Raw genomic sequence first — 246 nt, 5'->3', positions numbered from 1 at the left:
ACTGAAGCGGGCATCGACTGCTGGCGAGAAGCGTGAGAATGTGTCAACCACCGTCAGGATGCGGATCTTCCGTCCAGTCGCCAACTGATCATGGACGAAATCCATTGCCCATACATGGTTGGAACGGATATGCCGTCAGGTCGGTTATCCTGCGGTTATTCGTGTGGATAACGGCAGCGAATTTATCGTATGCGCCGTCTCTGTCCCATTGATTTGGCGTGTTTTTATTGAGTGACGTTTCTGCCA

General features: G+C 51.6%; 1 pseudogene. It reads right to left on the bottom strand.

The window, feature by feature from the left end:
- Positions 1 to 120: pseudogene (locus F9K91_RS25695) on the bottom strand (IS3 family transposase); the annotation flags it as partial.
- Positions 121 to 246: the final 126 nt, after the last annotated feature.

The sequence above is a fragment of the Brucella tritici genome, assembly GCF_008932295.1.
GTDB classification, from domain to species: Bacteria; Pseudomonadota; Alphaproteobacteria; order Rhizobiales; family Rhizobiaceae; genus Brucella; species Brucella tritici.
This window is presented reverse-complemented; position numbering and strand designations above follow the sequence as displayed.